The 8,540-nt window shown below is 62.0% G+C and carries 9 protein-coding genes; 2 read left to right on the top strand and 7 right to left on the bottom strand.

Annotated features, from left to right (window positions below; all coding sequences use genetic code 11):
* Window positions 1–131: 131 nt before the first annotated feature.
* The 3 genes from PseAD21_RS16270 to PseAD21_RS16260 all read right to left on the bottom strand — a co-directional run bounded on the left by PseAD21_RS16270 (window position 132) and on the right by PseAD21_RS16260 (window position 3,934).
* The gene (locus PseAD21_RS16270; RefSeq protein ID WP_102356562.1) at window positions 132–1,100 is read right to left on the bottom strand and encodes a TerC family protein; all 969 of its coding nucleotides are present in this window, start codon (window positions 1,098–1,100) and stop codon (window positions 132–134) included.
* A 193-nt stretch (window positions 1,101–1,293) separates the two neighbouring features.
* Window positions 1,294–3,006, bottom strand: a complete 1,713-nt coding sequence (locus tag PseAD21_RS16265) for an amidase (RefSeq protein WP_102356563.1) — start codon at window positions 3,004–3,006, stop codon at window positions 1,294–1,296.
* 139 nt (window positions 3,007–3,145) lie between these two features.
* Window positions 3,146–3,934, bottom strand: a complete 789-nt coding sequence (locus PseAD21_RS16260; RefSeq protein ID WP_102356561.1) for a helix-turn-helix domain-containing protein — start codon at window positions 3,932–3,934, stop codon at window positions 3,146–3,148.
* Between the two features lie 85 nt (window positions 3,935–4,019).
* On the opposite strand from PseAD21_RS16260, the gene PseAD21_RS16255 reads away from it, so the two are divergent.
* Window positions 4,020–5,018, top strand: a complete 999-nt coding sequence (locus PseAD21_RS16255) for a bile acid:sodium symporter family protein (RefSeq protein ID WP_102356560.1) — start codon at window positions 4,020–4,022, stop codon at window positions 5,016–5,018.
* An 82-nt stretch (window positions 5,019–5,100) separates the two neighbouring features.
* Here the strand turns inward: PseAD21_RS16255 and PseAD21_RS16250 are convergent, their stop codons facing one another.
* Entirely contained in the window at window positions 5,101–5,295 is a 195-nt protein-coding gene (locus PseAD21_RS16250; RefSeq protein ID WP_041062599.1) for a PLDc N-terminal domain-containing protein, read from the bottom strand.
* Window positions 5,296–5,349: 54 nt separating this feature from the next.
* Window positions 5,350–5,964, bottom strand: coding sequence for a response regulator transcription factor (locus tag PseAD21_RS16245; protein ID WP_102356559.1), 615 nt, complete (start codon window positions 5,962–5,964; stop codon window positions 5,350–5,352).
* Between the two features lie 114 nt (window positions 5,965–6,078).
* On the opposite strand from PseAD21_RS16245, the gene PseAD21_RS16240 reads away from it, so the two are divergent.
* A complete protein-coding gene (locus PseAD21_RS16240; RefSeq protein WP_102356558.1) occupies window positions 6,079–7,704 on the top strand; it encodes a hybrid sensor histidine kinase/response regulator in 1,626 nt (541 codons plus the stop codon).
* Window position 7,705: 1 nt separating this feature from the next.
* On the opposite strand, the gene yecR is transcribed toward PseAD21_RS16240, so the two are convergent.
* Together yecR and PseAD21_RS16230 are read right to left on the bottom strand one after the other, a co-directional pair.
* Window positions 7,706–8,014, bottom strand: a complete 309-nt coding sequence (gene yecR / locus PseAD21_RS16235; RefSeq protein ID WP_102356557.1) for a YecR family lipoprotein — start codon at window positions 8,012–8,014, stop codon at window positions 7,706–7,708.
* A 32-nt stretch (window positions 8,015–8,046) separates the two neighbouring features.
* Window positions 8,047–8,361, bottom strand: a complete 315-nt coding sequence (locus PseAD21_RS16230; protein WP_102356556.1) for a hypothetical protein — start codon at window positions 8,359–8,361, stop codon at window positions 8,047–8,049.
* Window positions 8,362–8,540: the final 179 nt, after the last annotated feature.

Raw genomic sequence — 8,540 nt, 5'->3', positions numbered from 1 at the left:
CAGACCCTCCATCCACCAAATATCCCCTGTGGGAGCGGGCTTGCTCGCGAAGGCGCCGGATCAGTCGACATCTTTATTGGATGACACACCGCTATCGCGAGCAGGCTCACTCCTACAGGTTTTGTGTGGCGTCATTCAGTTCTGCGTTGTGCATCCTTGGTGACGATCAGACTCAACACCACTGACCCCAGAATCACCCCACCCACCACCGCCAGGGACCACTCGACCGGCATGTGAAACCACGGCATCAGCGTCATCTTGCCGCCGATGAACACCAGCACGATCGCCAGTCCGTACTTGAGCAGATGAAAGCGCTCGGCCATGTCCGCCAGCAGGAAGTACAGCGCCCGCAGGCCCATGATCGCGAAGATGTTCGAGGTGAAGACAATGAACGGGTCGGTGGTGACAGCGAAGATCGCCGGGATGCTGTCGACCGCGAACATCAAGTCGCTGGCCTCGATCAGCACCAGCACCAGAAACATCGGTGTCGCCCAGCGCACGCCGTTCTGCAGGACGAAAAAGCGTTCGTCATGAAAGCCCTTGGTAATCCGTAAATGCCCGCGCACCCAGCGCAGCAGTGGATTGTTGTCGAGGTCCGGTTGCTGCTCGGCGAACATCAGCATCTTGATCCCGGTGATGATCAGGAACACCCCGAAGGCATACAGCAGCCATTCGAACTGCGACACCAGCCACACGCCGGCGAAGATCATCGCCGCACGCATCACGATCGCCCCGAGCACGCCGTACAGCAGCACCCGGCGTTGCAGTTCCGGTGGCACCGCGAAGTAGCTGAAGATCATCACGAAGACGAACATGTTGTCGATCGACAGCGACTGTTCGATCAGATAACCGGTGAGAAACTCCAGGGACTTGCGCTGAGCGATCTCGGCGCCGAACTCGCCATTCAGATACCACCAGAGCAATCCCGCGAACGCCATCGCCAAGGCACACCAGGCGATCACCCAACACGACGCTTCCCGCACCGACACCCGATGCGCCTTGCGTCCGCCGAATACGAACAAATCCAGTGCAAGCATGGCGAGGACGAAGACGATGAAGGCGCCCCACATCCACGGTTCGCCGATATTCAGGGGCGACATGGCGTTCTCCTTGTCCGAGCGGGTATGGGAGTAGACGAGGCCATGCTAGCGGGGAGTTTATGCGGAAGAAAAATCGCTTATTCCTGAGCATCAGTTCGGGAATAACGAAGTGTTGGAGGTGAGCGCAGGGGGGAAGGGCGTTACAGGACAAAAGGGATTGAGACCGTTGCGGTCCCAATCCCTTCCTGCATTGTTACTTGCCGGCAGTCAGCGCCGGCGTGCGCGGTGGTACCTGACGCTTCGAGCCGGTGGCTTCAAATGCCGAGGCCAGACGCAGCAGGTTCGAGTCATCGTAGGCGCGACCGGCGAATGTCAGGCCGACTGGCATGCCGATGTCGGCCATGATCCCCATCGGCACGGTGACGGTCGGTACGCCGAGGTGACGGATCGCCAGGTTGCCGTTGGCGACCCAGATGCCGTTGCTCCAGGCGATGTCCGCCGATTCCGGATTGATATCGGCATCTGCCGGGCCAACGTCGGCGTTGGTCGGGAACAGCACCGCGTCGAGTTTCAGCATGTCCATCCAGTCTTCCAGATCGAGCTTGCGGGTCTTTTCCAGGCCGCGCAGGCCGTCCGGCAGGGTCGGGATCTGGTTCCACGGGGTGATGCCGCGCTCGGCCATGCGCACGTATTCGTCCATGCCGGCGGCCAGATCACCCTCACGGTTAGGCAGGGTGCCCGGGTCGTGCGGGAAGATCTTCGGCCCGTCGACATCGGCCAGGCGGTTGAGCTTAGGATCGCCGTTGGCGCGCAGGAAATCGTCGAAAGCCCAGGCCGACAGGTCCCACAGTTCGTGATGCAGGAACTCCTTGGAAACGATGCCGCGATTGAACACGGTCGGTGCGCCAGGGCGGTCGCCTTCGCAGTTGGAGACCAGCGGGAAATCCACTTCGATGACTTCGGCGCCGGCCGCTTCCAGAGCGGCGCGAGCCTGTTTCCACAGGACGATCACCGAAGCGCGGGTGTTGATGCGTTGCCCGGTCGGACCGCCGATGCCCGGCGCTTCACTGGTGCCGGCTTCAGGGTCGGCGTTGATGTACATCTTTGGCACGCCGAGGCGTTTGCCCGCCAGTGCAGCGGGCTTCACGGCCAGTTCGGCGTAGGAGGCCGGGCGCACCGAGGCAACGCTCGGGATCGGCACCCACGGCTGCAAGCGCCACAAATCGCCACGGGTGTCGGGGTCTTCAGCGACCACCACGTCGAGCACTTCGAGCAGGTCGGCCATGGTCCGCGCGTACGGCACGACCACGTCCATGGTTGGCGTCAACGGCCAGTTGCCGCGTACCGAAATCCCCCCGCGCGACGGCGTATAGGCGCAAAAGCCGTTGTTCGACGCCGGGCCGCGACCGCTCGACCAGGTCTCTTCCGCCAGGCCGAACGCCGAGAAACTCGCGGCGGTGGCGGTGCCGGCACCGTTGGACGAGCCGGAAGCAAACGGCGCAGTCAGATAAGCAGCGTTGTACGGGTTCTCCGCTCGGCCATAGACGCCACGCTGCATGCCGCCATTGGCCATCGGCGGCATGTTGGTCTTGCCCAGGCAGATGGCCCCGGCGGCGCGCAGGCGTTCGATGGTGAACGCGTCGCGATGCGCCACCAGTTCGGCGAAGGCCGGGCTGCCGGAGGCGGCGGTAAGACCCTTGACCAGATAGCTGTCCTTGGCGGTGTAGGGGATGCCATCGAGCGGGCCGAGGGTTTCGCCCTTGGCCCGGCGCGCGTCAGAGGCCTGGGCTTCGGCCAGTGCCTCGGGGTTGCGCACCACTACAGCATTCAAAGCGGTGGCGGTGTTCGGGCCGTCGTAGGCGTCGATTCGGGCCAGATAGGCCTGCACCAGTTCAACCGCGGTGGTCTGGCCGGCGTCGAGCGCCGCGCGTAATTGAGCAATGGAGACTTCAGTGACTTCGATCATGCTGTTACCGCCGACAGGTTCGCTAAAGGGGTGGGTCATTATGGTTATCGTCGAAACGTGTGAAGAATTACGTATGGGCGAAACTCTACCCTGAACTTTGCCGAATGGCATGTGCTAATTCGATAAATATCGACAAAAATCAGCGAAAAAACTCGCCCGGCGTCTCGCCAAACTGCTGTCGGAAGGCCGCGATGAACGCCGACGTCGAGTCATAACCGCAGGCCAGAGCCACGTCGGTGACACGTTCGCCGCGTTCCAGCGGAGTCAGCGCACCCAGCAGACGCAAGCGCTGGCGCCAGGCGCGGAAGGTCAGGCCGGTGTCGCGTAAAAACAGCCGGCTGAGGGTTTTTTCGGTGACGCCGAACTTTTCGCTCCAATGCTGCAGTGTGGTCTGCTGTTCCGGATGTTGCTCCAGGCTTTGATAGATCTGGCGCAGACGGCTGTCCTGCGGCAGCGGCAGCATCAGATCGATCTGCGGTGCCTCGGCCAGTTGATCGAGGATCACCTGGGCCAGCCGGCCATGTGCGCCAGTCTCGTCGTACTCCACCGGCACCAGACTGAACGCGCGTATCAGCTCGCGCAACAGGTCGCTGACGCCCAGCACATGACAGCGCTCAAGCGCCCAACCGGCCACGCTGCAATCGATGTACAGGCTGCGCATTTCCGTGTGCGGCGAGCTGAACACGCGGTGCGGCACGCCTGCCGGAATCCATACCGCGCGCTCCGGTGGCGCGACGAAACGCCCGGCGCTGGTCTGCACTTCGAGCACACCCTGAATCGCGTAGGACAATTGCACCCACGGATGACTGTGACGCCGGGTCAGTGCGCGATTGGGCAGCGATTCGGTGCGCCCGTACAGTGGACGCGGCAGGCTGGGTAGCCCGGGAATGCTGCGCCGGAAGCTTTTCTGGTGTCCTTTAGGCGGCATCTAATGGCTCTTCGGCGTTAGTCGGTAATTCACGGTCACGTTAGAGTCGCAATCACGTACTGGCAACCCCCGGATGAGCAAACCCATGACCCGCCCAAGATTCCTGCCCGACAACTTCACCCTGACCCTGATCGGCGTCGTGCTGCTGGCCAGTTTTCTGCCGGCCAGCGGTCAGGTCGCGGTGGGGTTCGGCTGGCTGACCAACATCGCCATCGCGCTGCTGTTCTTCCTGCACGGCGCGAAACTGTCGCGTGAATCGATCATCGCCGGCGCCGGCCACTGGCGCCTGCATCTGTTGGTGTTCGGCCTGACCTTCGTGCTGTTTCCGATCCTCGGGCTGGCGTTGAAACCGCTGCTGTCACCGCTGATCGGCGACAAGCTGTACATGGGCATGCTCTACCTCTGCGCGTTGCCCGCCACGGTGCAGTCGGCGATTGCCTTCACCTCGCTGGCCCGGGGCAATATCCCGGCGGCGATCTGCAGTGCGGCGGCGTCGAGCCTGTTCGGGATTTTCCTTACGCCGTTGCTGGTGACGCTGTTGCTCAACGTGCACGGTGATGGCGGCTCGACGCTGGATGCGATCCTGAAGATCAGCGTGCAATTACTCCTGCCATTCATTGCCGGGCAGATCGCTCGCCGCTGGATTGGCGCATGGGTGGGGCGCAACAAGAGCTGGCTGAAATTCGTCGATCAGGGTTCGATTCTGCTGGTGGTCTACGGCGCTTTCAGCGAGGCGGTCAACGAGGGCATCTGGCATCAGATTCCGGTGGTCGATCTGTTGGGGCTGGTGGTGGTCTGCTGCATTCTGCTGGCGCTGGTGCTGTTGGCCTCGACCCTGCTGGGCAAGGCGTTCGGCTTCAGCCAGGAGGATCGCATCACCATTTTGTTCTGCGGTTCGAAGAAGAGTCTGGCCACCGGGGTACCGATGGCGCAGGTGCTGTTTGCCGGCAGCACCATCGGTGTGTTGATTCTGCCGCTGATGCTGTTCCATCAGATTCAACTGATGGTCTGCGCGGTGCTGGCGCAGCGTTATGCCAAGCGGCCGGAATCGGTGCCGGAGTTGATGGCGCAGGTGGATCCGTAACCTGTTTTGCCCGGCGGTCAGCCATCGCGAGCAGGCTCGCTCCCACTGTTGACCGCGCAGGGCATTGCGACGAAACAACCTTTCAGTCCTGAGTAACGTGCTTCGGGCCGGCCAGTGCCCAGGCAATCAGGCCAAACAATGGCAGGAAGACGATGGCGATGATCCACACGCCTTTGTTGCTGCCTTTGCCTGCGCTCTTGCGCACCCTGTTGATCGCCCACAATTCAATGATTACAAGAACGACGGCGAGTACGATCCAGACGGGTTCAATTTGCATGGGCTACCTCCTGATGGTCTCTCAGTTAGGTGAGCCTAGGCGCGCAGGGTTCATTTAAATTGTCCCGCCGCCTCCCGAATACTTCACCGCGGCGGCCGCCCGCGATGGCACGTTGAGCGCGCGCAACAACGACGACACATGGATGCGCACGGTGAACGGCGAGATATCCAGCGCCCGGGCGATTTCCTTGTTGGTCTTGCCTTGGGCGATCAGCCGCAACACGTCCTGCTGACGCGGGGTGAGGGCGGTGCCGGTCTCCAGCGGCAACAGCCCTGAAGGGGCGAACCTGACCAGTACTTCACCTTCTCGAATCGCCAGAATCGCTTCGCCGATCTCATCCGGGGCGATGTTCTTGCCGATGAAACCGTCGATGCCCGCCGCCATCACCTCACCGATCAGTGCTTCGTCGTCGACCATCGACACCACAATCAACGTGGTCCGTGGTAGCTGTCGGCGCAGGTCGGCGAGTTGGCTGATGCAGGTCAGGCCGGGGAAGCGCAGATCGAGAATCAGCGTGTCCGGCTCGCTACCGTCAGGCAGCAAGGCCTGCACGGCATTGAGATCGCCGGCTTCCTCAAGCGTCGCCTCGGGCAGCAGGCGCTGCACGGTGCGCCGCATCGCCTCGCGAAACAGTGGGTGATCGTCGGCTATGATAATTCGGCATGTCATGGCGTGACCCTCCCTGGATCAGGCGTTGTTCACGGCATGCACCTTAGCACCGCCGACGCCGTTTGCCTGCCGTCGGGTGCTGAATCTGACGACTGTTGCACAAGGACGTTGCCCATGAAGTTCGAGAAAAACACCGAGCTGGATCAGGCCAATCTGCGCATAATCATCGCCAGCATCGCCATGTTTTATATCTGCGTGCTCGGCATCCTGCCGGGTCAGTACTTCGATACCTATCTGCCGGTGGTGGTCTACATCTTGCTGTTTCTGCTGGCGTCGATCGGTCTGCGCCAGGCCATTGTGCGCTGGCCGGGGCATTACCCGGCGCGGCGAATTTTCGGCATGGTCCACGATTACACCGGCACCTGTTTCGGCCTGGTGATCGGCGGCGAAACGGCGTTGCCGCTGTACGCGGTGATCATCTGGGTCAACCTGGGCAACGGCATGCGCTACGGCTCACGCTATCTGGCGATTGCCACGGGGCTGGCGCTGGTGGCGCTGCTGGCGGTTTATCGGCTGACGCCGGTATGGCAGGCGCAACCGTACATGGTGTTGATGCTGATGCTCACCAGCACGGTGATCCCGTTCTACGCGCATTTGCTGCTGGAGCGCACGCGCAAGGCCTCCGAAGAGGCCGTCGCGGCCAACCTGGAAAAGTCGCGGTTTCTGGCTCAGGCCAGTCATGATCTGCGCCAGCCGATTCACTCCATCGGCCTGTTTACCGCGTGCCTGCGCGAGTCGCCGCTGGGCGCGGACGAGCGGCAACTGGTCGACAACATCGACCGTTCGTTGCTCAACGTTTCGCAGTTGTTCCGCTCGATTCTCGATCTGTACACACTCGACAACGGGCGCATCCTGCCCAAGCTGCAGGTGTTCAATCTGGGCGAGTGGCTCGCCGATCTGATCCGGCAGAATGCCGAAGCCGCGCGTTGGGCGGGGGTGGAACTGCGCTTGCGACCTTGCTCCTACTGGGTCCAAAGCGATCCGGCGTTGCTCGCGACCATGGTGCAGAACGTGCTGTCCAATTGCTTCAAATACGGCGCGCATCGGCCGGTGCTGATCGGCGTGCGTCGGCGTGGAGGGGGGCTGGCGATCGTGATTCATGACCAGGGCAACGGGATCGCCGAAGAGCATTTGCCCAAGGTTTTCGAAGAGTTTTACCGGGTGCGCCAGGTGCGTGACAAGGACGTTGAAGGGGTGGGACTCGGGCTGTCGATCGTCAAGCGCCTGGGGCAGTTGATCGGCGTCGATGTCGCGCTGCGCTCGCAGCTTGGGCGGGGAACGGCAGTGACCTTGTTCGGGTTGCCCATTGCCGCGCTGCCGTCGCTGTTGGCTACTCGCGATGACGTACGGCAGGTCGGCCTGTTGACCGGTTTGAAGGTGTGCCTGGTGGAGGATGACCGCAACGTGCTGCTGGCAACCTCGGCGTTGCTTGAGCGTTGGGGCTGTGTGGTGCAGGCGGAACTGACGGGGCAGGATTTGCTGACTGACTGCGACATTATCGTCGCCGACTATGACCTCGGCCCGCACAGCAACGGTATCGAATGCATCGACGCCGTGCGCCGTCAACGCGGTTTTGCGGTGCCGGCGATGATCATCACCGGCCATGACAGCGAAAAAATACAGGCGGCCTTGCACGACCGCCAAATTGCCATCCTGTCCAAACCGGTACGCCCGGCCGAGCTGCGCGCGACCTTGCGGGCCCTGCGCGACCGGCAAACTGAGCCGGTCGAGGAAGTTTGACTCAACGCTTGCAGAGGTAGTCCTGGGTGATGGTGGTTTGCAGGCAGTTGTACTGGCCCATGGTACGGCAGTTGTTTTTCTCCGAGCCGGTCAGCTCGGCATTCTTGTAGCCCCAGGTCTTGCAACGTTCCGAGGCGACGGTCAGACCTTGTGCGGCGTTGGTCTGGCCGCTTTCAAACTGGCCCAGTTCATAGGAGACCTGAACGAGGCCGTCATTCTTGCTGCCACCGGTGGCTTCCCACTGTTTGGGCGTGGCGCAGCCCGTCAGGGCGAGGGCGGTGAGGGTGAGCGTTGCGATAAGGGTTTTCATGATGGAACGGAGTCCTTTACCGGAAAAATGAATTACTGGAACGGAATCGGTGAGGCGCCTTTCGGCAGGCAGGACAGCGGCGGGGTCATGATGCCCATGCTCGCCACCGCGACAATGGCGCCGCTGGGCAACTCGCAGTTGTACTCGCCGGCCGGGGTGTAGGCGGTGTAGTAGGTGAGGGTGCTGTCGCTGCGAATGTTGTCGATTTTCGACACCGGCTTTCCGATGACGGTCTGGGCGCGTTCTTTCATGCTGGCTTCGGTGGGCTTGGCGGTCTGGCAACCGCTGACGCCGATCAGCAGGGCGCCGACGATGGCGACTTGGTACAGGTTTGCAGGCAGTTTCATGGTGCTTCTTCCTTGGTGTTGTTCTGATTTCCAGGCGCAACGATCCCGCGCACTGCACAGCGGCAATGTGGGGGAGCATCAGGGGTTGCGAGGGAATATAACGCCGGGTGGCGGGGCGGTCGATTAGCACAAATGTGCTAGTGGCGGTGGGTGAGGCGACCCGCGCGGGTCGCCTCATG

The sequence above is a fragment of the Pseudomonas sp. AD21 genome, assembly GCF_002878485.1.
Lineage (GTDB): Bacteria > Pseudomonadota > Gammaproteobacteria > Pseudomonadales > Pseudomonadaceae > Aquipseudomonas.
This window is presented reverse-complemented; position numbering and strand designations above follow the sequence as displayed.